The 26,176-nt window shown below is 68.7% G+C and carries 27 protein-coding genes; 9 read left to right on the top strand and 18 right to left on the bottom strand.

What is annotated here, in order from left to right; translation table 11 throughout:
* Positions 1-204 precede the first annotated feature (204 nt).
* Both AC3WQM_RS27350 and AC3WQM_RS27345 read right to left on the bottom strand, forming a co-directional pair.
* Positions 205-699 carry a hypothetical protein gene (locus AC3WQM_RS27350; protein WP_070061358.1) on the bottom strand — a complete coding sequence of 165 codons (495 nt, stop codon included), beginning with the start codon at positions 697-699 and terminating at the stop codon, positions 205-207.
* Entirely contained in the window at positions 700-1,656 is a 957-nt protein-coding gene (locus AC3WQM_RS27345) for a LysR family transcriptional regulator (protein WP_492683155.1), read from the bottom strand.
* 95 nt (positions 1,657-1,751) lie between these two features.
* Between AC3WQM_RS27345 and AC3WQM_RS27340 the strand changes: the two genes are divergently transcribed.
* Complete coding sequence (locus AC3WQM_RS27340; protein ID WP_492683153.1) at positions 1,752-2,741, top strand: NAD-dependent epimerase/dehydratase family protein; 990 nt, start codon at positions 1,752-1,754, stop codon at positions 2,739-2,741.
* A 7-nt stretch (positions 2,742-2,748) separates the two neighbouring features.
* On the opposite strand, the gene AC3WQM_RS27335 is transcribed toward AC3WQM_RS27340, so the two are convergent.
* From AC3WQM_RS27335 to AC3WQM_RS27315, 5 genes are all read right to left on the bottom strand, one after another.
* Complete coding sequence (locus tag AC3WQM_RS27335; protein ID WP_492683151.1) at positions 2,749-3,693, bottom strand: glutaminase; 945 nt, start codon at positions 3,691-3,693, stop codon at positions 2,749-2,751.
* Positions 3,690-4,598 carry a DMT family transporter gene (locus tag AC3WQM_RS27330; RefSeq protein WP_139703533.1) on the bottom strand — a complete coding sequence of 303 codons (909 nt, stop codon included), beginning with the start codon at positions 4,596-4,598 and terminating at the stop codon, positions 3,690-3,692. Before AC3WQM_RS27330 ends, AC3WQM_RS27335 begins: the two co-directional genes overlap by 4 nt.
* Before the next feature lie 92 nt (positions 4,599-4,690).
* On the bottom strand, positions 4,691-5,194 hold the full coding sequence (locus AC3WQM_RS27325; protein ID WP_492683149.1) for a BON domain-containing protein: 504 nt from the start codon (positions 5,192-5,194) through the stop codon (positions 4,691-4,693).
* Positions 5,191-5,700, bottom strand: coding sequence for a flavin reductase family protein (locus AC3WQM_RS27320; RefSeq protein WP_095948513.1), 510 nt, complete (start codon positions 5,698-5,700; stop codon positions 5,191-5,193). The genes AC3WQM_RS27325 and AC3WQM_RS27320 overlap by 4 nt, the downstream gene beginning before the upstream one ends.
* 50 nt (positions 5,701-5,750) lie before the next feature.
* Positions 5,751-6,665: a LysR family transcriptional regulator gene (locus AC3WQM_RS27315; RefSeq protein ID WP_139703541.1), complete on the bottom strand. Its 915-nt coding sequence runs from the start codon at positions 6,663-6,665 to the stop codon at positions 5,751-5,753.
* A gap of 123 nt (positions 6,666-6,788) precedes the next feature.
* Here AC3WQM_RS27315 and AC3WQM_RS27310 point away from each other — a divergent pair, with 123 nt between their 5' ends.
* Positions 6,789-8,792: an alkyl/aryl-sulfatase gene (locus tag AC3WQM_RS27310; RefSeq protein WP_492683147.1), complete on the top strand. Its 2,004-nt coding sequence runs from the start codon at positions 6,789-6,791 to the stop codon at positions 8,790-8,792.
* A 6-nt stretch (positions 8,793-8,798) separates the two neighbouring features.
* Here AC3WQM_RS27310 and AC3WQM_RS27305 read toward each other — a convergent pair whose 3' ends face one another.
* Positions 8,799-10,028, bottom strand: a complete 1,230-nt coding sequence (locus tag AC3WQM_RS27305) for a nucleoside recognition domain-containing protein (protein WP_492683145.1) — start codon at positions 10,026-10,028, stop codon at positions 8,799-8,801.
* Between the two features lie 96 nt (positions 10,029-10,124).
* On the opposite strand from AC3WQM_RS27305, the gene AC3WQM_RS27300 reads away from it, so the two are divergent.
* From AC3WQM_RS27300 to AC3WQM_RS27290, 3 genes are all read left to right on the top strand, one after another.
* Positions 10,125-11,717, top strand: a complete 1,593-nt coding sequence (locus AC3WQM_RS27300) for a phospholipase D family protein (RefSeq protein ID WP_492683143.1) — start codon at positions 10,125-10,127, stop codon at positions 11,715-11,717.
* Positions 11,718-11,802: 85 nt separating this feature from the next.
* Positions 11,803-12,972, top strand: a complete 1,170-nt coding sequence (locus AC3WQM_RS27295) for an ABC transporter substrate-binding protein (RefSeq protein WP_070061347.1) — start codon at positions 11,803-11,805, stop codon at positions 12,970-12,972.
* A 101-nt stretch (positions 12,973-13,073) separates the two neighbouring features.
* On the top strand, positions 13,074-13,421 hold the full coding sequence (locus AC3WQM_RS27290; protein ID WP_492683141.1) for a hypothetical protein: 348 nt from the start codon (positions 13,074-13,076) through the stop codon (positions 13,419-13,421).
* Positions 13,422-13,425: 4 nt separating this feature from the next.
* On the opposite strand, the gene AC3WQM_RS27285 is transcribed toward AC3WQM_RS27290, so the two are convergent.
* The 8 genes from AC3WQM_RS27285 to AC3WQM_RS27250 form a co-directional block, all read right to left on the bottom strand.
* On the bottom strand, positions 13,426-14,160 hold the full coding sequence (locus AC3WQM_RS27285) for an ABC transporter ATP-binding protein (RefSeq protein WP_492683139.1): 735 nt from the start codon (positions 14,158-14,160) through the stop codon (positions 13,426-13,428).
* Complete coding sequence (locus tag AC3WQM_RS27280) at positions 14,153-14,923, bottom strand: ABC transporter ATP-binding protein (RefSeq protein WP_492683137.1); 771 nt, start codon at positions 14,921-14,923, stop codon at positions 14,153-14,155. The genes AC3WQM_RS27285 and AC3WQM_RS27280 overlap by 8 nt, the downstream gene beginning before the upstream one ends.
* The gene (locus tag AC3WQM_RS27275) at positions 14,920-15,882 is read right to left on the bottom strand and encodes a branched-chain amino acid ABC transporter permease (protein WP_492683135.1); all 963 of its coding nucleotides are present in this window, start codon (positions 15,880-15,882) and stop codon (positions 14,920-14,922) included. Before AC3WQM_RS27275 ends, AC3WQM_RS27280 begins: the two co-directional genes overlap by 4 nt.
* Positions 15,879-16,739, bottom strand: coding sequence for a branched-chain amino acid ABC transporter permease (locus AC3WQM_RS27270; RefSeq protein ID WP_062470478.1), 861 nt, complete (start codon positions 16,737-16,739; stop codon positions 15,879-15,881). Before AC3WQM_RS27270 ends, AC3WQM_RS27275 begins: the two co-directional genes overlap by 4 nt.
* Positions 16,740-16,781: 42 nt before the next feature.
* Positions 16,782-17,984: an ABC transporter substrate-binding protein gene (locus AC3WQM_RS27265; RefSeq protein ID WP_240531261.1), complete on the bottom strand. Its 1,203-nt coding sequence runs from the start codon at positions 17,982-17,984 to the stop codon at positions 16,782-16,784.
* 97 nt (positions 17,985-18,081) lie between these two features.
* Positions 18,082-18,405 (bottom strand): 2Fe-2S iron-sulfur cluster-binding protein, encoded by a 324-nt coding sequence (locus AC3WQM_RS27260; protein WP_062470484.1) that lies wholly within the window; start codon positions 18,403-18,405, stop codon positions 18,082-18,084.
* An 8-nt stretch (positions 18,406-18,413) separates the two neighbouring features.
* Positions 18,414-19,862 (bottom strand): glutamine synthetase family protein, encoded by a 1,449-nt coding sequence (locus tag AC3WQM_RS27255; RefSeq protein WP_492683133.1) that lies wholly within the window; start codon positions 19,860-19,862, stop codon positions 18,414-18,416.
* A 10-nt stretch (positions 19,863-19,872) separates the two neighbouring features.
* Entirely contained in the window at positions 19,873-21,210 is a 1,338-nt protein-coding gene (locus AC3WQM_RS27250; RefSeq protein ID WP_492683131.1) for an aromatic ring-hydroxylating dioxygenase subunit alpha, read from the bottom strand.
* Positions 21,211-21,507: 297 nt separating this feature from the next.
* On the opposite strand from AC3WQM_RS27250, the gene AC3WQM_RS27245 reads away from it, so the two are divergent.
* Both AC3WQM_RS27245 and AC3WQM_RS27240 read left to right on the top strand, forming a co-directional pair.
* Positions 21,508-22,242 carry a GntR family transcriptional regulator gene (locus tag AC3WQM_RS27245; protein ID WP_062470492.1) on the top strand — a complete coding sequence of 245 codons (735 nt, stop codon included), beginning with the start codon at positions 21,508-21,510 and terminating at the stop codon, positions 22,240-22,242.
* Positions 22,243-22,331: 89 nt separating this feature from the next.
* Positions 22,332-22,952 carry a TetR/AcrR family transcriptional regulator gene (locus AC3WQM_RS27240; protein ID WP_492683129.1) on the top strand — a complete coding sequence of 207 codons (621 nt, stop codon included), beginning with the start codon at positions 22,332-22,334 and terminating at the stop codon, positions 22,950-22,952.
* A gap of 19 nt (positions 22,953-22,971) precedes the next feature.
* On the opposite strand, the gene AC3WQM_RS27235 is transcribed toward AC3WQM_RS27240, so the two are convergent.
* Positions 22,972-23,778, bottom strand: a complete 807-nt coding sequence (locus AC3WQM_RS27235) for a metallophosphoesterase (protein ID WP_492683127.1) — start codon at positions 23,776-23,778, stop codon at positions 22,972-22,974.
* Positions 23,779-23,907: 129 nt separating this feature from the next.
* On the opposite strand from AC3WQM_RS27235, the gene AC3WQM_RS27230 reads away from it, so the two are divergent.
* Positions 23,908-24,081 carry a hypothetical protein gene (locus AC3WQM_RS27230; protein WP_167394953.1) on the top strand — a complete coding sequence of 58 codons (174 nt, stop codon included), beginning with the start codon at positions 23,908-23,910 and terminating at the stop codon, positions 24,079-24,081.
* A 37-nt stretch (positions 24,082-24,118) separates the two neighbouring features.
* Here the strand turns inward: AC3WQM_RS27230 and AC3WQM_RS27225 are convergent, their stop codons facing one another.
* Complete coding sequence (locus AC3WQM_RS27225; protein WP_492683125.1) at positions 24,119-25,102, bottom strand: LysR family transcriptional regulator; 984 nt, start codon at positions 25,100-25,102, stop codon at positions 24,119-24,121.
* Positions 25,103-25,225: 123 nt separating this feature from the next.
* Between AC3WQM_RS27225 and AC3WQM_RS27220 the strand changes: the two genes are divergently transcribed.
* Positions 25,226-25,768, top strand: coding sequence for a hypothetical protein (locus tag AC3WQM_RS27220; protein ID WP_492683123.1), 543 nt, complete (start codon positions 25,226-25,228; stop codon positions 25,766-25,768).
* The last annotated feature ends 408 nt before the right edge of the window (positions 25,769-26,176 follow it).

Raw genomic sequence — 26,176 nt, 5'->3', positions numbered from 1 at the left:
AAAAAGCCCGAACCGGTGGTGAAACCGATTCGGGCTTAATTGCCCGACACCTCGCTGGCAGCACTGGCAGCGGGCGTCGTATGACTGGGAACGATTGCTCGTTGGGGCGGATTCTTCTCAACTCACCCCGGCGTGAACATACGCTTTTTCGCTAATTGGCGAAAGGGCGGCGCGTGTGCTATTCGCGCGCAGCGCCTGAACACATCAGCTGCGCGGGCGTGCGTAGTCCGACTCGATCCACGCGGTGGCGCTCGAGGTCGTGAGCCGGAACGCGGGCGACACGTTCACGCTCGCCAGTTCCGAGTCGTCGGCATCGTCGTAGGCCGTGAGCGTGGCCGAGGGGTTGTCTTCGTCGGGCACGATCGACAGCGCCACGCGCACGCGTTGGTCGTTGCGCGCTGTGACCGTCACGCTCTTGTTGAGCGTGGCGTGCAGCTGCTGTTCGTGGCGGCGGATCACCTCGGCGGCGGTCTTCACCAGCGTGTGGAAGGCGGGGGTGTCCAGCGGCTTGGGGTTCTTCTTGTCGCGGCCCATGGTCCAGGGGCCGACGAGTGCGGGCTCGGGGTCGCCGTGGCGGGTCATCTCGACGGCCCAGCCGTCGTCTTCCTCGTTCTTGATGATGCGGGCGGTCCAGAGGTCGTCGCGCCAGAGGCGGGGTTCCTGCAGGGGGAGGTGGTCGGGGGAATCGGTCGTCGTCATTCAGGGAGAAGCTTTGGGTCTTGCGCGGGGCATTGTCGCCCGGGGCGCGGGCATGGAAGCCGCGCCAACGTACTGTTGCAAGCCCTCGACCAGCGCATCGAAGGCCACGCGGCAGCGCGGGCTGTGGCGCAGGTCCTCGTGCATCGTGACCCAGGTGTCGAGCTTGAGCGAGAGCGCGCGCGGCAGCAGGCGCACCAGCGCGGCGTCGCGCTTGGCCAGGCCCACCTGGCATACGCCGATGCCCGCGCCGGCGCGGATGAGGGCCAGCTGCGCGAGGTCGCTGTCGGTGCGCAGCGCAAAGGCGTCGCGCGTGAAGCCCGTGACCGACTTGAAGGACTTGATCGCCTCGCGCACGAAGGCCGAGGGCTGGTCGTAGCCGATGAGCGCGTGCGCCGCCAGGTCATCGGGCGTGCGCGGCGTGCCGTGGCGCGCGAGGTAGCTGGTGTGGGCATGGAAGCCCAGCTCGATGTTCCCGATGCGGCGCGCCACCAGCTGCGCCTGCCGGGGCCGCACCATGCGCACGGCGATGTCGGCCTCGCGCCGCAGCAGGTCTTGCACGCGGTTGGTCGCCACCAGCTCGACCTTGAGCGCCGGGTGCGCTTCGCGCAGCCGCGCCACGACGGGCGGCAGCACCTCCACCGCGACCACCTCGCTGACCGACACCCGCACCACGCCGCGCACGCCGTCGCCCTGGCTGCTGGCCGCGCGCTGCAGCGAGGCGGCGGTGCTTTCCATGGCCTCGGCATGCGTGCGCAGCGCCAGCGCCACCTCGGTGGGCAGCAGGCCCACCTGCGAGCGGGTGAAGAGCACCACGCCCAGCGCTTCTTCGAGCGCTGCCACGTGGCGCCCCACGGTGGGTTGCGTGATGCCGAGCGCGCGCGCCGCGCCGGAGAGCGAGCCTTCGCGCAGCACGCCGAGGAAGGAGCGGTACAGCTCCCAGCTGATGTTCCATGTCATACGGAAATGTATGGCCGATGGTGCATGTTCGGCAATTCCATTCGAACCCCATCCTGCCCAGAATTCGTCCATCGATCACTGTTCAGGAGCATTTCATGGCACGCAACGACAACACGGTTCTGGTGCTCGGCGCCACGGGCGGCATCGGCGGCGAGGTGGCCCGCCAGCTGTGCGATGCGGGCTGGGAGGTGCGCGCCCTGAAGCGCGGTGCGGTCGAAGGCAAGCGCGAGGGCATCACCTGGCTGGCCGGCGACGCGATGGACGCGCAGGCCGTGCGGCGGGCCGCGAAGGGCTGCGCGGTCATCGTGCATGCCGTCAATCCGCCGGGTTATCGCGGCTGGTCGGAGCTGGTGCTGCCGATGCTCGACAGCACCCTGGCCGCCGCGAAGGCCGAGGGCGCGACCGTCGTGCTGCCCGGCACGGTCTACAACTTCGGCCCCGATGCCTTCCCGCTGCTGGCCGAAGACTCGCCGCAGCGCCCGCTCACCGCCAAGGGCGCGATCCGCGTCGAGATGGAAAGGCGCCTCGAAGACGCCAGTCGCGAGGGCGCGCGCGTGCTGATCGTGCGCGCCGGCGACTTCTTCGGCCCGAAGGCCGGCAACAACTGGTTCTCGCAGGGGCTGGTGAAGGCGGGCCAACCGGTCAGGGCCGTCAGCTGTCCCGGCGACCCCGGTGTCGGCCACCAGTGGTCGTACCTGCCGGACGTGGCCCGCACCATGGTCGAGCTGCTGGCGCGGCGCGACCGGCTCGCGCCCTTCGCGCGCTTTCACATGACCGGCCACTGGGACGCCGACGGCACGCGCATGAGCGACGCGATCCGCAAGGTGGTGGCCCGGCGCACCGGCGCCCAGGTGCGCGTGTCGGCCTTCCCGTGGTGGCTGCTGGCGCTGGCTTCGCCGTTCGTCGTCACCTTTCGCGAACTGCGCGAGATGCGCTACCTGTGGCGCACGCCCGTGGGCATGGACAACGCGAAGCTGGTGGCCTTCCTGGGCCGCGAGCCGCACACGCCGCTCGAAGAGGCCGTGGAGGCCGCGCTCGACGGCATGGGCTGCCTGCCGACGGCGCCGGTGGCCGTCGCGGCCTGAATGCAGGTCAGAACACCGACAGCCCGGTGCGCGCCACGAACATCTCCAGCGCCTTCATGCCCAGCAGCGAGTTGCCGGTCGCATCGAGCGCCGGCGACCACACGCACAGCGTGAGCTGGTCGGGCACCACCGCGACGATGCCGCCGCCCACGCCGCTCTTGCAGGGCAGGCCGATCGAAAAGGCCACGTCGCCGGCCGCGTCGTAGGTGCCGCAGGTGAGCATCAGCGAATTGATGCGGCGCGTTTGCCGCTCGCCCGTGACCTCGGGCTCGCCGGCGATCGGGTGCGCACCGTCGCGGCACAGGAAGGCGGCGGCGCGCGCGAGCTGGCGGCAGCTCATGCGCAGGGCGCACTGGTGGAAGTAGGTGTCGAGCACCTCGGCCACATCGTTGTCGATCTTGCCGAAGCTCTTCATGAAGTTGGCCAGCGCGACGTTGCGAAAGCCCGTGTCGGCCTCCGACTGCGCCACCTCGCCATCGAAGCCGATGCGCTCGCCGCACAGGCTGGTCATGAGCGCGAGGATGTCGGCCTTGGCGCTGCCGCCCTTGGCCTTGGCCTGGCTCACGAGCCGGTCGGCCACCGCGATGGCGCCGGCATTGATGAAGGGGTTGCGCGGCTTGCCTTGCTCGTTCTCCAGCTGCACCAGCGAGTTGAAGGGGTTGCCCGAGGGCTCGCGCCCGATGCGCTCCCACAGCGCATCGCCCATGCGCTGCATGGCGAGCGTCAGCGTGAAGAGCTTGGACACGCTTTGAATGGAGAAGGGCGTCTCGAAGTCGCCCGCGCCGGCTTCTTCGCCGTCGCAGGTGCGCAGCGCGATGCCGAACTGCCGCGCATCGACGCGCGCCAGCGCCGGGATGTAGCTGGCCACGGTGCCGCCCTGGCCGAGCTGCAGGCGCAGGGTGGCGACGATCTCGTCGAGGACGGGCTGGAACCGGTGGAGTGTCTTGCTCATGCCGGGCGTTGTACCGCAGGCCGCCGGTTCACCAGCACGATGCCCAGCGCCACGCCGATCAGCGCCACCACCAGCTGCAGCGTGAGCGGCTCCTTCAGCAGCGCCACGCCGAAGATCAGCGCGAACAGCGGCGTGAGAAAGGTGAAGGACGACATCTGCGTGGCCGGGTAGTGCCGCAGCAGCCACATCCAAGTGAGGTAGCTGGCGAAAGCGCCGACCACCGTCTGCAGGCCGATGGAAGTCCAGGCCCAGGCGGAGTACGAGAAGCCCCAGGTCTCGCCCAGCGCGAGCGACAGCACCGGGCACACGGCGGCGGTCACGGCGACCTGGTAGAAGAGCGTTTTCTCGGCGCTGGCCGTGGCCAGGCGCGTGGTGCGCAGCGTGAGCGTGGTCAGGCCCCAGAGCATGCCGGCCGCCAGCGCCATGCCGTCGCCGATGAGTTGCGACGAACTCATGTGGCCGAAGCCCTCGCTGAAGGCCAGCACCACGCCCGCGAAGGCGATGAACAGGCCCAGCCACTGGAAGCCGCGTAGCCGCTCGGCCGGCACCCAGCGCGGCAGCAGCAGCGAGACCCAGAAGGGGGCCGTGTAGAGGAACACCGTGAGCCGCGAGGCGCTGGTGTGCTGCAGCCCCAGGTAGATGCCGGCGAACTCGCCCGCGAACAGCAAGCCGGCCAGCAGCCCGGGCCACAGCGTGCCGTCGCGCTCGAACAGCGGCACGCGCCGCACCGCGCACCACAGCCACAGCAGCGCCACCGCGCCGACCATGCGCACCGTGGCCTGCCACAGCGGCGGCACCTCGGTCACGGTGGTCTTGATGAGGATCTGCTGCAGGCCCCAGAACGCGCAGCAGACGATGAGCAGGCCGATGGCCAGGGAGTCGAGGTGGGTCTTGCGCTGGATCATTCGCGGTCAATCGGTGGCGGCAAAGACGGCGAACAGCCGCCGAATTCATCCGATGATCGTAGCGCGACGGCGCCCGCACCGTGCGGCGCTGCTCAGTGTCCGGCCAGCGGGTAGGGCGGCTTGCCGCGTGTGCCCACCATCAGGTCGGGCACCACGGTCTCGACGTCGGCCACGGTGCGCGCCGCGCGTTCGAGCTTGCGGGCCAGCGCCGCGTCGGGCACGCAGCCCTGCAGGTAGACCCAGCGGCGCTGCACCGTGACCCACACGCTGCTGCGGCGCACGCCCGGCACCGCGAGCAGCGCGGCGCGCACCTTGGGCGCGAGCGGCTTGTCGTAGCGGTAGGCGTTGCTGTCGGTGCACTTGCCGGCGAGCCAGCAGCTGGTGCCGCGCTCCAGCCGCGAGTGGGTCTGCGCGCGGCGTTCCTCGGCGGTGTAGTAGGGGCCCTGCGGCATGGGGCAGGCCGGCAGGCCCGCGGCGACCTGGAAGAAGGGGTCGTCGAACCAGTTCTGCCGCAGCGGCGATGGCTCGACGGTGCCCTGCGCCGTGGCGATCCGCGCGGCGAGCAGCAGGACGGCCAGCAGCGCGGGGTGTTTCACAACGGGTGCTCGGTGTAGAAGCGCCCGCCGTGGAACAGCAGCGGCGAGGCGTCGGGGTCGTGCGTGCAGCGCTCCACCTCGCCCACGAAGATCACGTGGTCGCCTTCGTCGTAGCGGCTGCGGTTGAAGCACTCGAAGCTCGCCGCCGCGCCCTGCAGCACCGGCGCGCCGCCCAGGCCTTCGGTGTAAGCCACGTCGGCCCAGCGGTCGATGTTCTTGGTGGCGAAGCGCTCCGCCAGCGTCTTCTGGTTGGCGGCCAGGATGTTGACCGCGTAGTGCGAGCCGGCGCGCAGCGCGGACATCGACGCGGCCGCGCGCGCCAGGCTCCACAGCACCAGCGGCGGCGCGAGCGACACCGAGTTGAACGAGTTGGCCGTGAGGCCGACCAGGCTGCCGTCGGCCGCGCGTGCGGTGACGATGGTCACGCCGGTGGCGAACATGCCGAGTGCCTTGCGGAATTCGCCGGGCGAGAAGGAGGGGGGCTGGGCCCGGCGGGAGGTGGTCACGGGAGAACGGACGGCAAGGCGGTGAGCGGCGGAGAAGGGGCCATTTTGGCTCAGGCTCTGGCGGGCTGCTGAACCGGCCCGAGCAACTCGGTCACCAGCCGGGTATAGACGGTGGCGGCGGCCGAGGGCGTGCGGCCCGCCAGCGTCACCAGGCTGTAGTGGGTGCGCATGCGCGACAGGCCCGCCACCGGCAGCGGCGCGAGCGCGGCGGTCTCGGGCGCGAGGCCGGGCGCGTGGGGCGCCAGGATCACCGCGTGGGCCGTGAGCGCGAGGTGCCGCAGCGTGTCGGCGTCGTCGCAGGTCACATTGAACACGCCGCGGTCGGTGCGGCGGATCTGCCGGTCGAAATGCGCGGCCACCTCGGCCGGCAGGTTGGGGCCGGCCACCGGGTAGTCCATGAGCTGCTCGAGCGTGACCGGCGCCGGCTGCCTGAGCAATGGATGCCGGGGCCGCACGAAGAAGGACACCGGCACGTTGGGCAGCCGCGCCAGCTTCAGGCCGGGCTGCTTCTTCAGGTCGCGGGTGTCGGCAATGAACAGGTCGATCTGGCGCCGGTGCAGGCGCTCGCTGAGGGTGGGGGTGTCGGCCACTTCCATGCGCATCAGCAGCTGCGGGTGGCGCTGCGTCATGAGCGAGAGCGCCGCGCGCCCCAGCAGCCCGGCCGCGAACGGGCCCAGGCCGACGTTGAGGCTGCCGAGCGTGAGGCCTTCGAGCTGCTGCACCTCGCGCTGGATCTGCCGCGCGTCGGCGACCAGCTCGCGGGCCCGCGCCAGCACCAGCTCGCCGGCCTGCGTGAAGCGCACGGTGCCGTAGGCGCGATCGACCAGGCGCGCCTTCAGCGCCTGCTCCAGCGCGTCGATGCTGCGCGAGAGCGCGGGCTGCGACAGGTGCACGGCCTGCGCGGCACGCCCGAAGCTGCCTTGCTCGGCGAGGGCGATCAGGTGCTGGAGGTGGCGCAGCTGCATTTTGCGTTTCGGTTCAAAAGCAAGCGCACATTTTGCATTTGCCAAGGGGTTGGGCGCTTCCGAAAATCGGCCGCTGCCTTCCCGTGCCCCCGTCGTTCGACAGACAACAACCCCGAGACATCGATGACCCGCATTGCTTCTGCTTCTGCTTCCGCGCCTTCCGCCCGTTTCTCCCTGGCCCTCGTCGCCTGGGCCTGTGCCTTCACCGCCACGGCGCAGCCGGTGGTCGCGCCCAAGGCGGCCGAGCCCGTCACGCTGAAGGCCAACGCCGACATGGCGAAGGCGCTGCCCTTCGCCAACAAGCAGGACTTCGAGGACGCGATGCGCGGCTTCATCGGCACCGTGCCCGACGCGCTGGTGACGGGCAGCGGCCCGCGCCCGGTCTGGAACATGAAGCCCTACGACTTCCTGAAGGCGAACGAGGCGGCCGACACGGTCAACCCGAGCCTGTGGCGGCAGGCGCAGCTCAATGCGATCCACGGCCTGTTCAAGGTGACCGACCGGGTCTACCAGGTGCGCGGCTTCGACCTGGCGAACGTCACCATCGTCGAAGGCGACACCTCGCTGATCGTGATCGACCCGCTGCTGGCCGCCGAGACCGCGCGCGCTGCGCTCGAGCTGTACTACCAGCACCGCCCGAAGAAGCCGGTCGGCACGGTGATCTACACGCACGGCCATGCCGACCATTTCGGCGGCGTGAAGGGCGTGGTCAACGAGGCCGACGTGGCCGCGGGCAAGGTGCAGGTGATCGCGCCTTCGGGCTTCATGGAGTCGGCGGTGGCCGAGAACATCCTGGCGGGCAACGCGATGAACCGCCGCTCGCAGTACCAGTTCGGCACGCTGCTGCCGCCGGGCGCGCGCGGGCAGATCGACACGGGGCTGGGCAAGGCGCTGGCGCGCGGCAGCGTGACGCTGATCGCGCCCACCTCGACCATCGAGAAGACCACCGAAGAGCGCACCATCGACGGCGTGCAAATCGTGTTCCAGCTGGTGCCGGGCTCGGAGGCGCCGTCCGAGATGCTCATGTACCTGCCGCAGTTCCGCGTGCTCAACATGGCCGAGGACGTGACGCACAACATGCACAACCTGTACACGATCCGCGGCGCCGAGGTGCGCGACGGCAACCTGTGGGCCAAATACATCGACGAGGCCCGCGTGGCCTTCGGCGACAAGACCGACGTGCTCATCGCGCAGCACCACTGGCCCACCACGGGGCGCGAACGCATCGTCGACCTGCTGAAGAAGCAGCGCGACATGTACAAGTTCATCAACGACCAGTCGCTGCGCCTGCTGAACCACGGCTACACGGCACCCGAGATCGCCGAGACGCTGCGCATGCCCGCGAGCCTGGAGCAGGAGTGGTCCACGCGCGGCTACTACGGCACGCTGCGCCACAACGCGAAGGCGGTCTACCAGAAGTACCTGGGCTGGTACGACGCGAACCCGGCCAACCTGAACCCGCTGCCCCCCGTGGCGCAGGCGAAGAAGACGGTCGAGTACATGGGCGGCGCCGACGCGGTGGTGGCGCGCGCGCGTGAAGACTTCAAGAAGGGCGAGTACCGCTGGGTGGCCAGCGCGATGAGCCAGGTGGTGTACGCCGACCCGGCCAACCGCGCGGCGCGCGAACTCGGCGCCGACGCGCTCGAACAGCTGGGCTACCAGTCGGAGGCGGGCACCTGGCGCAGCGCCTACCTGGTGGGCGCGATGGAACTGCGCAACGGCGTGCCGAAGATCCCGGGCGGCAGCAGCGCGAACGGCGACACGCTCAAGGCGGTGAGCAACGAGCTCTTCTTCGACTTCCTCGGCGTGCGGCTCGACGCGGCCAAGGCGGAGGGCAAGACGATGGTGGTCAACTGGAACTTCACCGATTCGAACCAGAAGTTCGTGCTGACGCTGGAGAACTCGGCGCTCACGCACGTGAAGAACCAGCAGGCGGCCGGCGCAGACGCCACGGTCACATTGAGCCGGGCGACGCTCGACGCGATCACGCTGAAGCAGACGACCTTTCCGGAGGCGGTGCAGTCGGGGCTCGTGAAGATCGACGGCAACCGGGCGAAGCTGGGCGAGCTGTTCGGGATGCTCGACAACTTCGACCTGATGTTCCCGGTGGTCGAGCCCCGCAAGTAGGCGGGCTCAGCCGAAGAACCAGTAGCAGACCGCAATCGCAGCCACCACCCCCGCCAGCTCCGCCAGCAAGGCACAGGCCACGGTGTGCCGCGCACGCTGGATGCCCACCGCGCCGAAGTACACCGCCAGCACGTAGAACGTGGTTTCGGTGCTGCCCTGGATGGTGGCGGCCACCAGCGCGGGGAAGCTGTCGACGCCCTGGGTCTTCATGGTCTCGATGAGCATCGCGCGGGCCGCGCTGCCCGAGAAGGGCTTGACGAGCGCCGTGGGCATGGCATCGACGAAGCGCGCGTCCCAGCCGCCCGCCTGCACCAGCCAGCGCAGGCCGTCGAGCGCGAAATCGAGCGCGCCCGAGGCGCGCAGCACGCCCACCGCGCACAGCATCGCGACGAGGTAGGGCAGCAGGTGCTTCGCGATGTCGAAGCCTTCCTTCGCGCCTTCGACAAAGGCCTCGTAGACCTTGACGCGCCGGATCGCGCCGGCCGCCAGGAACACGATGATCACGCCGAACAGCGTGAGGTTGCCCAGCAGCGACGACAGCGAGGCGATGGCCGCCGCCGACAGCGTGCCCAAAAGCGCCATGAAGCCGCCCAGCAGCAGCGCGCCCGGCACCAGGTAGGCCAGCACCACCGGGTCCCACAGCCGCAGGCGCTGCACCACCGCCACCGACAGCAGGCCCACCAGCGTCGAGGCGCTCGTGGCCAGCAGGATCGGCAGGAACACCAGCGTCGGGTCGCTCGCGCCCTGTTGCGCCCGGTACATGAAGATGGTGACCGGAAGCAAGGTCAGTGACGAGGCGTTCAGCACCAGGAACAGGATCTGCGCGTTGGTGGCCGTCACGGGGTCGGGGTTCAGGCGCTGCAGCTCGCGCATGGCCTTCAGGCCGATCGGCGTGGCGGCGTTGTCCAGCCCCAGCGCGTTGGCCGCGAAGTTCATCGTGATGAGCCCGAGCGCCGGATGCCCCGCCGGCACGCCCGGCATCAGCCGCCGGAACAGCGGCCCGAGCAGGCGCGCCAGCCAGCCGACGAGCCCGGCAGCTTCGGCGATGCGCAGGAAGCCCAGCCACAGCGTGAGCGTGCCGAACAGCAGCACCATCACCTCGACGGCCAGCCGCGCCATCGCGAACAGGCTTTCGACCAGCGCCGCGAACACGGTCGGGTCGCCGCCGACGAGCCACCGTCCCAGCGCTGCGAGCGCCGCCATCCCGAAGAACCCCAGCCACAACCCATTGAGCACGCGTTTTTTCCTTCTTTTCGTTGGCTGCCGTGTGTGCCGTTGATCATAGGGCGGCATGCCGCCCCGGCCGGGCTCTGCGGCGCTACAGTGCGACCCATGGCCGCCGCGCTCTCCCGCCTTCGTCGCTTTGTTGCCCTGGTGTCGACGGGGCTGGCCATCGCCTGGCTCGCGGGCTGCGCCAGCCTGCCGCCGCCCCAGCCGCACCCGGTGCTCACGAGCGCGATCACCGACGTGGCCGACACCGACCTGGGCCGGCTGGCCGCCCAGGACGCGCCGCAGGGCGGGGCGGCGGGGCTGTCGGGCTTCCGGCTGCTGCCCGAGGCGGCGTTCGCGTTCGACGCGCGCATCTCGCTGGCGCGCCACGCCGAGAAATCGCTCGACGTGCAGTACTACCTCATCAGCAACGACGACGTCGGCCTGCTGTTCCTGAAGGAGCTGCGCGAGGCCGCCGCACGCGGCGTGCGCGTGCGGCTGCTGGTGGACGACCTGTACACGGCGGGCGAGGACGAGGTGTTCAGCAGCCTCTCGGCCTTCCCGAACATCGAGGTGCGGCTGTTCAACCCGCTGCCCTCGCGCGCCGGCTCGCTGCCTGCGCGGCTGCTGTTCTCGCTGGGCGACTTCGGCCGCATCAACCACCGCATGCACAACAAGCTGCTGGTGGCCGACAACAGCTTCGCGGTCTCGGGCGGGCGCAACATCGCCAACGAGTACTTCATGCGCAGCACGGCGGCGAACTTCATCGACATGGACGTGCTCTCCAGCGGGCCGATCGTGCGGCGCATGTCCGAGGGCTTCGACCGCTACTGGAACAGCGACCATGCGTGGCCCATCGAGCGCATCGTGCCGCAGCGCCTGCCGCTCGAAGAAGCCCAGCGGCGCTTCGACGTCCTGGCGCGCGCGGCCGTGCCCGACGTGCCCATGCAGCAGCGCGACGTGCTGGGCAAGTCGCCGGTGGGCGAGCAGCTCACCACGGGCCGCATCGACCGCTACTGGGCGCCGGCCACGCTGTTCGTGGACGACCCCGACAAGATCACGCGCAAGGCCGAGGCGGCCTACGGCGGCAGCGTGACCGAGGGCGCGCTCGGCGTGATCCAGGCGGCCAAGCACGAGGTCAAGATCGGCTCGCCGTACTTCATTCCGGGCGCGCGCGGCATGGCGATGATGAAGACGGCCATCGAGCGCGGCGGGCGCATCACGGTCATCACCAACTCGCTGGGCGCCACCGACGAGCCGCTGGCCTATGCGGGCTACGAGCGCTACCGCGCCGACATGCTGAAGATCGGCGTGACCATCTACGAGATCGCGCCCACGCTCTCCGGGCGGTCGGGGCGCTTCGGCGACTTCGGCAAGTCGATCAGCCGGTTGCACGCCAAGCTGGCCATCGTGGACGACCAGCGCTTTTTTGTCGGCTCGATGAACCTCGACCACCGCTCGGCCGCCGTCAACACCGAGATGGGGCTGGTGATTGACAGCCCCCGGCTGGTGCAGGACTACGACAAGCTCATGAACGGCGAGCGCGTCAACCTGGGCTACCGGCTGCGGCTCGCGCCGGGCGGGCGGCGCGTGCAGTGGCTGGAATACGACGATGCCGGCGGCGACATCGTGCACGAGGACGAACCGGGGGAATTCCTCTGGCTGCGCTTCAAGAACTGGTTGCTTTTACCCATCGTGGGCGAGGAGCTGCTTTAGGGTTTGTCATGACCGATCCAGTGAGGTGCGTTACATTTCTGTTTGAAATGTGAACTTTTGTCACCGACTATTGGAGGCTTTGATCATGACCGTCCCCGTGCCGCGCGAGTCGACCGCGCCGCTTTCCACCAGCCGCCGCCGTGCCCTTTCCGGGCTGGCCGCCACGACGGCCGCCGCGGCCGGCGTCGGGCTGGGATTTCCGGCGTTCGCGCAGAACCGTGCGATCCGCATCGGGACGACCTTCGACAACAGCAGCGTGGAAAAGGCCAACGGCCAGGGGCTGTACCAGGGCTCCAGCGCGTTCTTCAACGCGCTGAACAAGGCCGGCGGCATCCACGGCAGCAAGGTCGAGCTCGTGATGGCCGACGACACCTTCAAGCCCGAGGTGGCCAAGGCCAACGCGCTGGCTTTCGAAAAGGACAGCTCGGTGCTCGCGCTGGTGCACCCGCTGGGCACGCGCCAGACCGCCGAGGTGATGGACGCGGTGCCCGGCATGGCCGTGGTCGGCCCGATCACCGGCACCATCGCGCTGCGCAAGAAGACCTCGCCCAACACCTTCTGGGTGCGCGCCAACTACGACCAGGAGGTCGACAAGCTGGTGAGCACGGCCGCCGTGCTGGGCCAGACCCGCATCGGCCTCGTGCATTCCAACGACCCGCTGGGCCAGTCGGTGCTGGCGGCGTTCAAGAACGCGCTGGCCAAGGCCAAGCTGGAGCCGGCGGTGATCGCCACCACGCCCAACACCACGAGCATGGAAGTGGGCCCGGCCGCCGAGGCCATCGCCAAGGCCAAGCCGCAGGTGGTGGTGGTCGGCCTGGCCGGCACGGCGCCGGTGTTCCTGAAGGCGCTGCGCGGCGCGGGCAACAGCAGCTCGGCCTACGGCCTGTCGATCACGGCCAGCGCGCTGTCGGCCATGGGCGACCTGGCGCGCGGCCTGGGCTTCGTGATCGTGGTGCCGTCGCCGTACTCGACCAAGTTCGAGATCGTGCGCCGCTACCAGGCCGACATGGTGGCCAACGGCACCAAGGACTTCTCGCTCACCAGCCTGGAGGGCTACATGAACGCCGCCGTGCTGGCCGAGGGCCTGCGCCGCGCCGGCCCCGCGCCGACGCGCGCCGCCGTGCTCGGCGGCATGGCGAGCATCGAGAACTTCGACCTGGGCGGCGTGAAGATCAACTACGGCCGTTCCAACCGCGAAGGCGGCCAGTTCGTGGACGTGGCCGTGATCGGCAGCCGCGGGCAGATGCTGAGCTGATGCGGTCGAGGCGTACCGCGCGCTGCGGCGCACGGTAGCGCCTGCCGGTACGCCGGCACACGCACGGCCCTCTCGCGGGTCGGCGTGCTTACAGTGCGGCCATGACCCTCGAACTCATCCTGGGCCTCGGCCTGCTGGCCCTGGTGCTGCTGGACCTGGCCCTGTTCTTCCTCGTGCGCTGGGCCGTGCTGCGCGAGCACCTCGGCCCGCTGGCGGCCAGCCTCGTCTACGGCCTGTGCCTGGCCGCGCTGCCGTACTTCGTGTGGTGGGGCCTGGGCACCCACGTGCTGTTCGGCAAGGACACGACCTTCCTGGCGCCCGTGGTGGACGTCGGCCTGGCCTTCATCCTCTACACCTGCGTGTGGCTGTCGTGGGGCGTGAGCCTCATCGCCGGCGGACTGGCGTCCTGGCGTTTCTTCGTGCGGGCCCGGCGGATCGGCCTGGTCTGACGGCTCAGCCGGCCGGCACTTCGGCGATGCCGACGCCCAGCAAACCTTCGAGCAGCTCCTTATCGGCCGCGAGCGCCGCGCTCGGGCCGGCGTGCACGACGGTGCCGCGCTCCAGCACGATCGCCTGGTGCGTCATGTCCAGGGCCAGCACCGGGTGCTGCTCCACCACGATCGAGGCCAGGCCTTCCGATTCGCACAGGCGCCGGATCGCTGCCGCCAGCTCTTCCACGATGATCGGCGCGAGGCCTTCCATGGGCTCGTCGAGCAGCAGCAGCTTCGGGTTGGTCATGAGCGCGCGGCCGATGGCCAGCATCTGCTGCTCGCCGCCCGAGAGCTGGTTGCCGTAGTTGCCGCGCCGCTCGCGCAGGCGCGGAAAGAATTCGTACACGCGCTGCAAGGTCCAGCTGCCGGGGCGGGCGATCACCGTGAGGTTTTCTTCCACCGTGAGCGAGGGGAACACCTCGCGCTCCTGCGGCACCCAGCCCAGCCCCGCGCGCACGCGCTGGTGTGCGGGCCAGCGCGTGATGTCGGCGCCCTGCCAGCGGATCGCGCCCTGCATCACGCGGGTGTTGCCCATCAGCGTTTCGAGCAGCGTGGTCTTGCCCACGCCGTTGCGCCCGAGGATGGCCAGGCTTTCGCCGGGCCGCAGCGAGAAGTCGAGGCGGTCGAGGACCACGGCGTTGCCGTAGCCGGCGGTGACGCGGTCGAAGGCGAGGGCGGCGGTTGCGGTGTCAGCCATGGTGGTGCGAGCTTCCCAGGTAGACCTCGCGCACGCGCGGGTCGGCGCCGATCTCGGCGGGCGTGCCTTCGGTGAGGATGCGTCCGCCCACCAGCACCGAGATGCGGCGCGCGAAGCGGAACACGAGCTTCATGTCGTGCTCGATGAAGAGCACGCTGATGTCGGCCGGCAGCGCCGCGATGGCTTCGAAGAGTTCGCCGCTCTCGTCCTCCGGCACGCCGGCCGCAGGCTCGTCGAGCAGCAGGATGCGGGGCTTGGCGGCGAGCGCCAGCGCGATCTCGAGCAGCCGCTGCTTGCCGTAGGCCAGCTCTGCCACGGGCACGTCGGCCAGGGCGTCGAGCCTCAGCGTGGCGAGCAGCGCATGCGCCTCGTCGAACACGGCGGTGCAGCCCTTGAGCGGCCGCCACCAGGTGGCGCCCAGCCCTTCGCGCTCGCTGATGGCCAGCACCACCGACAGCAGCGGCGTGAGGCTGGGGAACAGCGTGTTGATCTGGAAGGTGCGCGCCAGCCCCATGCGGGCGCGCTTGTCGCCGGGCAGGCGCGTGATGTCGCGCGGGCCCAGGTGGATCTGGCCGCTGGTGGGCTTGAACACGCCCGTGAGCAGGTTGATGAGCGTGGTCTTGCCCGCGCCGTTGGGGCCGATCAGCGCCTGCCGCGCACCGGGCTCGAGCGACAGGTTGACGTCGCTCACGGCCTGGAAGGCGCCGAAGCGGATGCCCAGGTTCTGCGTGCGCAGGGCGTGCGTGGTGGTGGAGGTGCTCATCGCGCCCTCCCCATGCGAACGACGCGCGACAGCGCGCCCATGATCCCGCCGCGTCCCAGCATGACGGCCGCGATCAGGAAGATGCCGAGCCAGAACATCCAGTACTGCGGATTCATGTCGGCGAACCAGTCGTGCACCAGCATGTAGACGATGGCGCCGATGAGGCCGCCGTACAGCCGCCCGGTGCCGCCGAGCACGAGGATGATCAGCACTTCGGCCGAGCGGTTGAAGCTGATCGATTCGATGCCCACGAACTGCGTGGTCTGCGCCAGCAGCGCGCCCGCCACGCCGGCCACCGCGGCCGACATCGCGTAGGCCATGCGCAGGCGCGCTTCGACCGGCGAGCCGATGGCCGTCATGCGCTTGCGGCTGTCGTGGATGCCGCGCAGCGCCAGGCCGAAGGGCGAGCGCAGCACCAGCCGCACCAGCAGGAACATCGCAAGCACCACGCCGAAGGCATAGCCGAACGCGGTCTTGCCGTAGAGGTCGAAGTCGAACAGGCCGAGCACGGGCGCGATCACCACGCCCTGCAGGCCGTCGGTGCCGCCCGTGATGCCCGAGAGCCGGTTGGCCAGCTCGAACAGCAGCACGCACACGCCGATGGTGATCATCAGCCGCGTGAGGTCGGCGCCGCGCACCACGAGGTAGCTCAGCACGTAGCCCAGCAGGGCGCACACGGCGAGCGCGAACGCCAGGCCGGTGAAGGGCTCGCTCCAGCCGTACTTGGCGAGCAGGCCGGCCGCGTAGGCGCCCGCGCCGAAGAAGGCCGCGTGGCCCACGGTGAGGATGCCCGCGTAGCCCAGCGCCATGTCCAGCGACACGGCGAAGAGCCCGAAGATCATGATCTGGCTCATCAGCGTGAGCTTGTCGGGCAGCAGGAAGAAGCTCGATGCGAGCGCGAGCCAGAAGGCAATTTCGGCCACGCGCAATTGCGCGGGGGAGAGGCTCAGCGGCTTCATGCGAGCCCCTTCTTGGCGACGATGCCGTTCGGGCGCACCAGCAGCATGACGATCATGAACACGTAGATGAGAAAGGCGCCCGTTTCAGGCAGGTAGTACTTGCCCGCCACGTCGACGATGCCGACCAGCAGCGCCGCGATGAACGGGCCGGTGACGGTGCCCGCGCCGCCCACGCACACCACCATCAGGAAGTAGACGAGGTACTTGAGCGGGAACGACGGCTCCAGCCCCAGCATGCCCAGGCTCAGCGCGCCGCCCAGGCCCGCCAGGCCGCAGCCCAGCGAGAAGGTCAGGAAGAACAGGCGCTGCACGTGGATGCCCGTGCCGCCCGCCACGCGCTGGTTGTCGACGGCGGCGCGCACCATCGCGCCGTAGCGCGTCTTGCCCAAACCCAGCAGCAGCGCGACCAGCACGGCCACGCCGCAGCCGATCAGGAACAGGCGGTAGCGGCCCACTTCGAGGCCCAGCAACGACACCTGGCCCTCGAGCGCCTTCGGCAGCGTGAAGGGCTGCATCGTCGGGCCGAAGAAGTAGGTGAACGCGGCGATCGAGACGAACACCACGCCGATCGACAGCAGCACCTGGTCCAGCGGGTGCGCGCGGTACAGCCGCCGGTAGAACACGAACTCCAGCACCGCGCCCACCACCGCCGCCGCCACGAAGGCCGCCGCCAGCGAGAGCCCGAAGCCCAGGCCCCACTGGTTCATGAGCACGCTGGCCGCGTAGCCGCCCACCATCGCGAAACTGCCGTGCGCGAGGTTGACGAAATTCATGAGTCCCATCGTGATGGACAGGCCCACGCCGATGAGAAACAGGAGCATGCCGTAGGCCACTCCATCGAAGATCACGATGCCCATGAATTTCCTGCTTGCTGCTGCTGCGTGCTGGCTGGCGTTGGTTTACTTGGGAGCGGCTTCCTTGGCCGGGTCCTTGACGCGCTCGAACTTGTCGAACTCCACGTTCACCAGCTGGCCGTTGGCACGCTCGGTCTTGCGGATGTAGACGGTCTGCACGATGTCGCGCGTGGCCGCATCGATCTCGATCGGGCCGCGCGGGCTCTCGAAGCTCAGGCCCTTGAGCGCGTCCATGAACTTGTCGCCGCCGGTGTCGCCCTTGGTCTTGGCCAGCGCCAGGTCGATGGCGGCCATGGTGTCGTAGGCGGTCACGGCGAAGTAGCTGGGGCGCAGCTTGGCACCGTTGTCGGCGGCGAAGTCCTTCACGAACTTCTGGTTCTTGGGCGAGTTGTGCGCGAACGAGTAGTGGTGGCTGGTCACGAGGCCCAGCGCCACGTCGCCGGTGGCGTCCAGGTAGCTGTCGTCGGTGGCTTCGCCGGTGGCGAAGAGCTTGATGCCGGCCTGTTCCATGCCGCGCTCCTTCCACACCTTGAGGAAGGCCGGCGGCATCACGCCCGAGGGGAAGAAGAAGAACACGGCCTGGGGCTTGGCGTCCTTGATGCGCTGCACGTAGGCCGAGAAGTCGGGGTTGTTCATCGGCGTGCGCACCTCGCCCGAGACCTTGCCGCCACCGGCGGTGAAGGCCTTCTTGAACGCGGTCTCGGCGTCGACGCCCGAGGCGTAGTCGGCGACCACGGTGTAGGCGTCCTTCACGCCCTGCTTGAGCATGTAGCGCGCCATCGGGTCGGTGACCTGCTGCACGGTGAACGACAGGCGCGCCACGTAGGGCGAGCTGGTGGTGATGGCCGAGGAGGCGGCGTTCATCACCAGCGTGGGGATCTTGGCCTGCGTGGCGATGGCGCCCACGGCATAGGCGTTGGGGCTGAAGTCCAGGCCGGTGAGCACGTTCACCTTGTCGCGCACGATGAGCTCCTGCGCGATGCGCTTGGCGGCGTCGGGTGCGGGGCCGGCGGTGTCCTTCTTGATGATCTCGACGGTGCGCCCGCCCACCTTGCCGCCGTGCTCCTTCAGATAGAGCGCGATGCCGGCGTCGAACTGGCGGCCGTAGTCGGCGTAGGGGCCGGAGTAGGTCGCGATGAGGCCGATGCGCAGCGGCTCGGTGGTCTGTGCCTGGGCCGCACCCGCCATGCCGAGGCCGGCGAGCAGCAGGGTCGAGAGGAGGGTTCGCTTGGTCATCGTCGTCGTCATGAAAAAACGCCTTTCAGTGGGAGTGGAATGCGCCGCACGGGCGCCGCTGGCTTGTAACCGGATGTTTGGCAGCGGGCGATGATGCCCGACGCGTTGGTCAGACCTGTGTATCGGGCACACGCACCGTGAGGCCATCGAGGGCGGCGCTCACGCTGAGCTGGCAACTCAGGCGCGAACCGGGCCGACGCTCGGACGCGACGGCATCGAGCAGCGCGCTTTCCATGTCGTCGGGCGGCGGCAGCAGTTCGAGGAACGCGTCGTCGACGTAGACGTGGCAGGTCGCGCACGAGCAGCAGCCGCCGCACTCGGCGTCGATGCCGCGCACGTTGCCGCGGATGGCGGTCTCCATCACGCTGGCGCCGACCTTGGCGTCGACCTCGCGCGTGGTGCCGTCCTTGAGGATGTAGTGGATCGTGGGCATTGAAGGGTTCAGAACATGTCGAAGTACTCGCGGTGTTCCCACTCGCTGACTTCGAGGTTGAAGCGGGCGATTTCCGCTTCCTTGATGTGGCACAGGTAGTCGACGAAGGTCTTGCCCATCTGCGCGTTGAGCATCTCGTCGCGGCGCAGGCAGGCGAGGGCGTCGCCGAGCGATCGCGGCAGTTGCTCCGCCGGTGTTTCGTACGGCGCATCGGCCGAGGGGCCGGGGTCGGTCTGGTGGCGGATGCCGTCCAGCCCCGAGAACAGCTGCGATGCGAGGTACAGGTATGGGTTGGCCGTCGGCTCGCCCACGCGGTTCTCGATGCGCGAGGCGTTCTGGCCCGGGCCGCCGAGCACGCGCAGCATCGCGCCGCGGTTGTCGCGTGCCCAGATCGCGCGGTCGGGCGCGAGCGAGAAGGGGCGGTAGCGGCGGTAGCCGTTGATCGTCGGGCTGGCCAATGCGGCCGCGCCGCAGGCGTGCGCCTTCAGGCCGCCGAGGTAGTGCATGCCGATCTCGCTGAGGTCGCGTCCGCCGGGCTCGGGCATGAAGGCGTTCACGCCGTCGCTCTTGCGGCGCAGCGACTGGTGCAGGTGCCAGCCGCTGGACATCACGTTCGGGATCTTCGGGCGGCACATGAAGGTGGCGTGCAGGCCGGCGCGCTGGCAGATCTGCTTGATCGCGCTGCGCAGCAGCACCATGGTGTCGGCGGGCGTCACGCCGGCCGTGGGGCCGAAGGTGAGCTCGAACTGGCTCGGGCCGAACTCGATCTCCAGCGAGCGCAGCGGCAGGCCGAGCGCGATCAGCTGCGAGCGCAGCAGCTCCATGAGGCCGTCGACGCGGTCGTAGCGCAGCTCGGTCAGGTACTGGTGGCCGTGCGAGAGCAGCGACACGCGCGGCGGCTCGCCGGGCTGGCCCGAGTCGGCCAGGCCCATGCGCGCGTCTTCGAGCTTGAAGACGTGGAACTCGACCTCGAGGCCGGCGATGAAGTCCAGCCCGAGTTCGTCGAGCTGCGTCACCGCGCGCTGCAGGATCTGCCGCGTCGCGAAGGGGCAGGGCCGGCCGTCGGCCATGTAGGCGTCGCACAGGATCCAGCCGGTGCGCGGCGCCCAGGGCAGCACCTTGAAGGTGGCGGGGTCGGCCACGATGGTGAAGTCGGCGCCGCCCTGCAGGCCCTCGATGGCGAAGCCGCCACCCTGCGTGAACACGGGGAACACGGTCTTGTGCGAGGTGTCCTTGGCCAGCAGGGTGGAGGTGAGGTTCACGCCCTCCCACAGGGCCGAGCGCGCCTCGCCCGCGACCAGGGTCTTGCCGCGCAGCAGGCCGTGCTGGTCGGGCCAGGCGAAGCGGACGGTGTCCACCTCGCCGCTGTCGATGCGGCGCACGAGTTCGCGCGCCTGCGCATGCTGGTCGGCCGACCAGAGACCGAAGCGGTCGACGAAGGTGTTGGTGCTGCTCATGGCGGCGTGCTCAGGCCGTGGCGGCCAGGCGTGCGGACGCCCAGTCGGACTTCAGGCGGCGCGCGCGGTCGGCGTCCTGCCAGTAGGCCTCGGTGGCGGCTTCATCGACCACCTTGCCGATGCCGTCGATCGACGGCGGGCCGGTCATGGCGCTGGCCTGCGCGGCGTCGATGAGCATCGGCGCGCTTTCGCCGGCAAGCGTGGCCTCGATGGCCTTCACCAGCACGCGGCGGTAGGCAATGATGCCCTTGTCGGTGCTGCCCAGGTGCTCGCGCGTGCGGTCCTGGATGGCGCCCTGCGACTCCACCGCCCACTGGTCGTGCACGTTGATGTCGTCGCCCATGCCGGTGTAGGTTTCGGTCAGCTGCTCCTCGATGCTGTAGCCGTAGTTGTTGCGCTTGTTCTTGCGCGAGGTGTAGTCGGGCAGCTCGTACAGCTTCAGGCGCTGGTCGCGCATCTGCTGTTTGTCGACCGGGCCGGTGAAGCTGGTGAACACGGCATACCAGTAGCAGTGCGTGTCGTCCACGGGCACGTGCCACTGCGAGATGGTCATCTCGGCGCTCATCGGGATCACGAAGGCCTGCGGGAACACCACGTTGGTCACGCGCACGTGGGTGGTGTCTTCGGAGAGCTTGCGCAGCGCCTTCAGGCGGAAGCCGTAGTCGGTGGGTTCCACGCTGATGTCGGGGCGGTCGTACTCGCGCAGCACCTTGGTGATGGGCATGTCGGAGTCGGCCGAGGCGCCGCGGAACTGCTTGCCGTAGCTCTCGGAGGTGTCTTCGTCCTCGAAGAAGCGGTGCAGGTACGAGGCGTGCGCGGGGTCGATGCCCACTTCGAGCGCCTGCAGCCAGTTGCATTCGAAGAGGCCCTTGAACGCGAAGGTGTGGCTGTCGGGGGCGACGAAGCAGTCGAAGTCGGGGAAGGCCGGGGGCTCGCCCTCGCCGATGTACGCGAAGACGATGCCGGCCTTCTCGACCACCGGGTAGGCCGACTGCTTGATGCGGCTGCACAGCTTGCTGGTGGCGGGCTCGGCCGGGGTCTCCAGGCAGTTGCCCTTGGCGTCGAACAGCCAGCCGTGGAAGGCGCAGCGGATGCCGCCGTTTTCCAGCCGGCCGAAGGCGAGGTCGGCGCCGCGGTGCGGGCAGTCGCGGTCGAGCATGCCGAGCTGGCCGCTCTCGTCGCGGAACAGCACGAAGTCCTGGCCCATGAGCTTCACGGGCTTGACCGGGCGCGGGCCCGCCAGTTCGTCGGCCAGGGCCACCGGCTGCCAGTAGCGGCGCAGCAGCTTGCCGGCGGGCGCGCCGGGTCCGACGCGGGTGATGAAATCGTTTTGCTCGGCGCTGATCATCGTGCGGGCTCCATCGAGAGGTCTTTGTCAGAAGGCCTGCAGGCATTGCATGCAGTTGTATGCATTGTCTTGGTGATTTTTGACAAAGGTCAAACTTTCATCGACAGATTCGCCCTGTTTTGGGGCTTGAAGCGGTCATATATAGGGTTAACTCTGAGGTGATTGTGTGTTTTCGACACACTTCTGTTTGAAGTGCATGCAACAACCGCGCCCGTTTGGCTATGCTGCGTGCAGTGGCGGGCGGGTCTCCTAGAATCCGCCCATTCATCCCTCTCCTTGTTGCCCTGGCGCCTCCCGATGGACTCCCAACAATCCCGCGTGCTCGTGCAACTGCGCGACCTGATCCTCAAGGGCGAATTCGTGCCCGGAGAGCGGCTGGCCGAGATCCCGCTGGCCGAGAAGCTCGGGGCCTCGCGCACGCCGGTGCGCCTGGCGCTGGCCAGCCTCGAGCACGAAGGCCTCATCGAGCAGTCGCCCAGCGGCGGCTACCAGATGCGCCGCTTCACCTCGCAGGAAGTGGCCGACGCCATCCGCGTGCGCGGCGTGATCGAAGGCTTTGCCGCCCGTTTGCTGGCGGAAGACGGCGTGTCGCGCCAGCTGCTGCGCGACCTGAAGGACTGCCTGGAAGACGGCGACCGCGCCGTCAACAAGCCCAGCATGGAGATCGACGACTACGCCGCCTACGTCGAGATGAACGACCGCTTCCATCGGCTGATCCTCGAAGGCTGCGGCAACCTTGCGCTCAAGCGCGTGATGGACATGCTCGGCGGCCAGCCCTTCGCCGCGCCCAGCGCGATGCTGCCCATGCAGTCGTCGATGGAGGAGGGCCAGCAGTGGATGCGCCAGGCGCACCGCACGCACCACGCGATGGTGCAGGCGATCGAGCGCGGCCAGGGCTCGCGGGCGCAGGCGCTCGGCGAGGAGCACGTCGAGATCGCGCGCATGAACCTGGACTACGCGCTGGAGCGGCCCGAACTCGCCGCCGAACTCATGCCGGGCATTCGCCTCGTGGCCAAGGGTCGCACCGCCTGAGCGGCAAAACTGCCCGGTCTGCAACAGACTGGCTGGTATTTCGGCATCCGCAGCGTCTGGCCGGCGACGGTCATGACTAGAATTTCCGCATGAATGCCGCCGCCGTTCCCGCCAAGCCCTCTTTCAAGGAGCAGATGCTGCTGGCCCGCGAGGACGCCATCGTGCAGACCGCGAGCCGCCTGCTGGCCGAGAAGGGCTTCGAGTCGATGACCGTGGACGAGGTGGCCGCCTCGGTCGGCATCGCCAAGGCCAGCCTCTACAAGCACTTTCCCAGCAAGGAAGACCTGGCCGCCGCCGCGATGGTGCGCATCATGCAGCGCACGCAGGATTTCCTGGCGTCCGTGCCGGCCGACCAGCCGCCCGTCGACAAGCTGCGCGCGGTGGTGCGCTGGGCCATGGAAATGCAGCTGGCCGGCGAAATGCCCTCGCTGCCGCACCAGAACTCGGTGCTGCGCGCCGCGCTGATGAAGCACCGCGGCTATCTCGACCGGCTGGTCGCGATCAGCGAAGTGCTCGGCGGCTGGATCCAGTCGGCGCAGGCCAGCGGCGCGCTCAACCCAAAGCTGCCGGCGATCGCCGTGCTCTACACGCTGTTCGCTCGCGCCTGCGATCCGGTGCTGGGGTTCCTGAAGGCGGGTGGCCTGCAGAGCGACGCCGAGATCGTCGAACTGGTGCTCGGAACCTGCTTCGAGGGGCTGGCGGCGCGCTGAAGATCGGTCAATCGATCGCTCAGTTGATTTCGATCAGCAGCTGGGGCTGGTAGCCCTCCTGCTCGCCGTTGCTGCGATAGCCCAGCGGATTGGCGACCACGCGGCAGCCGTCCTTCACATAGTCGAACGGGCAATGCAGATGGCCGTGCAGCCACAGCTTCGCGTGCGGCAGCAGCTCGTCGAGCGAATTGCAGAAGCCCGCGGTGCCGGGCGTGAGCCCGTAGCGAGGATCGGCGCTCGCCAGGCTGGGCGCGAAATGGGTGATGGCCACTGTCGTGCCGTCGTAGGGCTGGGCCAATGCGTCGCGCAGCCAGGCCTGACAGGTGAGTGCTTGCTCTCTCATCTCGGCCGCCATGAAGGGCTTGCCGTCGCGGGTGCCGGCCATCTTCTCGAGGTAGAAGTCGGCCGCGCGCATCGCCTTGCCGCGTTTCTTGAGCGCCTCGGCGAGGCCGTCGCGGGGCTCGACCAGCGCGTCGAAATCGGCCCACAGCGTGGTGCCGATGAAGCGGATGCCCCCGATGACCAGGGTCTCGCGCTCGAGCCAGAGGATGCCGAGCTCCTCGCACAGCGCACGCAGGCGCGCGTGCGTGGCGTCGAAATCGAGGTTGTCGTACTCATGGTTGCCCGGCACGTAGACCACCGGCGTCGGCCAGCCCTTGCGCGGCGAGTAGCGGCCCAGGCCGAAGTCGGTGTCCGTCAGGCGGGAGCCTTCTTGGTAAGAGCCGATATCGCCTCCCAGCACCAGCAGGTCGGCGCCCGCGATGGGGTCGGCATGAAAGCGCGGATGGGATTCCAGGTGCAGGTCGGAGAGCAGTTGCAGCTTCATCGTGGGATCAGTCTAGGTGAATCGCACTATGCGTGAGATGCATAACTTGGGGCTTGCTTTACTAGGGATTACCCTTAATCTACATCCATCGTTAATCAACCCCGTCGCAGCCACAAGCCGCGCACCGTCATGTTCAGTCTTCTTGCCCAAGTGGCCCGTTTCTTCCGTTCGTCGCCGAGCCAGACCCCCGCCAGCCACGCTGCCGCGCTGATGGAAAGCGCCGACAGCCGTGCCGGTCGCGGTGCGCACCACGCGCAAGAGCTGCGTGCGGCGGCTTCCGCCTGGCTCAGCGTCGTCAGGTAACTGACGCGCGCCGCCGCCTCGGGCGGCGCACCTTGAATCAAGGGGTGGGTCCCGCCTGCCCGTGGACCGAGCCCGCGAACGCCGCGGCCGCCGAGCGCAACAGCGCCGTTCGCAACCATTCGTGCGAATGCCCATGCTGGGCGCGCCGGTGCCAGATGGCGTCCACGTGCACCGGTGGCTGGTCGAAGGGCAGGTCCCGCACCATCAGCTGATTCTCGATGCCCGTCACGCTCACGAAGTGACGCGGCAGCACCGCCAGCAGGTCCGAATTCGCGACCACGCGTCCGGCGGTGAAGAACTGGTTCACCGTCACCGCGATCCGCCGCTCGCGACCCATGGCGCCCAGCGTCTGGTCGATGAAGCCGTACGGCCGCCCCGAAAAACTCACCAGCAGGTGCCGCGCCGTGCAGTAGCTGTCGAGCGTCAACGGCGCACCCGCCAGCGGATGGCCGCGCCGCATCACGCACACGTACTGGCCCAGGTAGAGCCGCTGGGTCTCGAACGGCACCCCCACCCCCGACTGCCCGCGCGCCGCCAGGCTCGCGATCACCGCCGGAAAGTAGCCGACCGCCATGTCGACCTCTTCATGCTCCAGCATGCGGCGCGGGTCGCGCGTGGTCAGCGGCAGCACGCGCAGCGAGATGGCGGGCGCTTCTTCTTCCGCAATCTTCACCAGCCCCGGCATGAGTTCGGCGGCCGTGGCGTCGGCCATGGCCAGCAGGAAGGTCGTGTCGGCAGTGCCGGCGTCGAATTCACCAGGTGCCAGCGTGTGCTGCAGCTGGCGCAAAGCGTCGCGCACGGTTGGCCAGAGGGCTTGTGCACGCGGCGTGGGCTCCACGCCCGCACCGGAACGCCGCACCAGCTCGTCGCCCAGCAACTCGCGCAGGCGGCGCAGCGAATTGCTCACGGCCGGCTGGGTGATCGCAAGGTTGCGGGCGGCGCGCGTGAGGTTGCGCTCTGCCATCACCTCGTCGAAGACGCGCAGCAGGTTGAGGTCGAATGTGCGGAAATTGACGTCCATCAGCGATATGAATGATAAACATCAGAAAGATAAAGTGGCGGAACACTGGGGTAATCCCTAATATCGGGTCATCGGCCTTGTTCGCCACCACTGATTACCACTTATCCCCAGGAGGGATGCATCATGACCAGCTTTGTCCACGTTGACCAACCCACCGAACATCCCGGCGTCCGTCGCGCCGAAGTTCTCTTTGGCCAGATCCAGGCCGCCCGTGCCGGTGCCCATGGCGCCCGTCCGCTGATCGCACTGTTCGTGCTGGCCCTTGCGGCCGCCGTGCTCGTGGTCGCCGACAAGATCGTCTCCAACTGGGACGAAGGCGCGCTGCTCGCCGCATGGACCGTGTTCTGTGTCGCGGCCATCGCCTTGTTCGCGCTCTTCGTCGGCTCGGTGCGCAAGAGCAGCCTGGCCACCCTGTGGCGCGAAGCTGCAGAGCGCCGTGCGCAAGCCCGTGCAGACGCCCGCTTCCTGGCGACCGCCCAGAGCGACCCGCGCATCATGCAAGAGCTGCAAGCCGCAGTCTGGCGCCAGCAGTCGGACGACGTCGCGTCGGTGGAAGCCGTCGCCAAGGTCGACGCCCTGGCCCGCATGAACCGCCGTTCGCAAGAAGTGCGCATGCCCACGCTGTACGAAGCGATGCGCCGCATGAACAGCTCGCGCTACTACTAAGCAAGACTGAGCCGGGCGCTGAAGCGCTCGGCCGCAGTTGAGTGGATTCAAATGCCCGTCAGACGCATGTCTGACGGGCATTTTTCATTGGGGCACGACGTGGTGCACCATCACGATCACCCCTCGTGGTCGATGGCGCGCGACCGAGGTGCGCGATGGCGTTCTTTCTAGGGAGCGTGTCTCTATCTATATAGAGAGGGGGCCGGCTCCAGGGAGAAGCGGAAGCAAGGTCAAGTGTTGGCTGATGCCCTGCAAGACGAGAGTGCGGCGCTCAGCGCAGATTCTTTTCATCCTGTGTTGGCTATGGCGCCCAAAATGACATACACTGGCAGGCTTCGCTGCTGAATACCTCTGGTTTTCGAAGCGACCGGTGCTCTCAGGGGTGTTGGTTGTGAGTGGTGAAGAAAG

The sequence above is a fragment of the Variovorax sp. FW301-JW7 genome (assembly GCF_058788795.1).
This window is presented reverse-complemented; position numbering and strand designations above follow the sequence as displayed.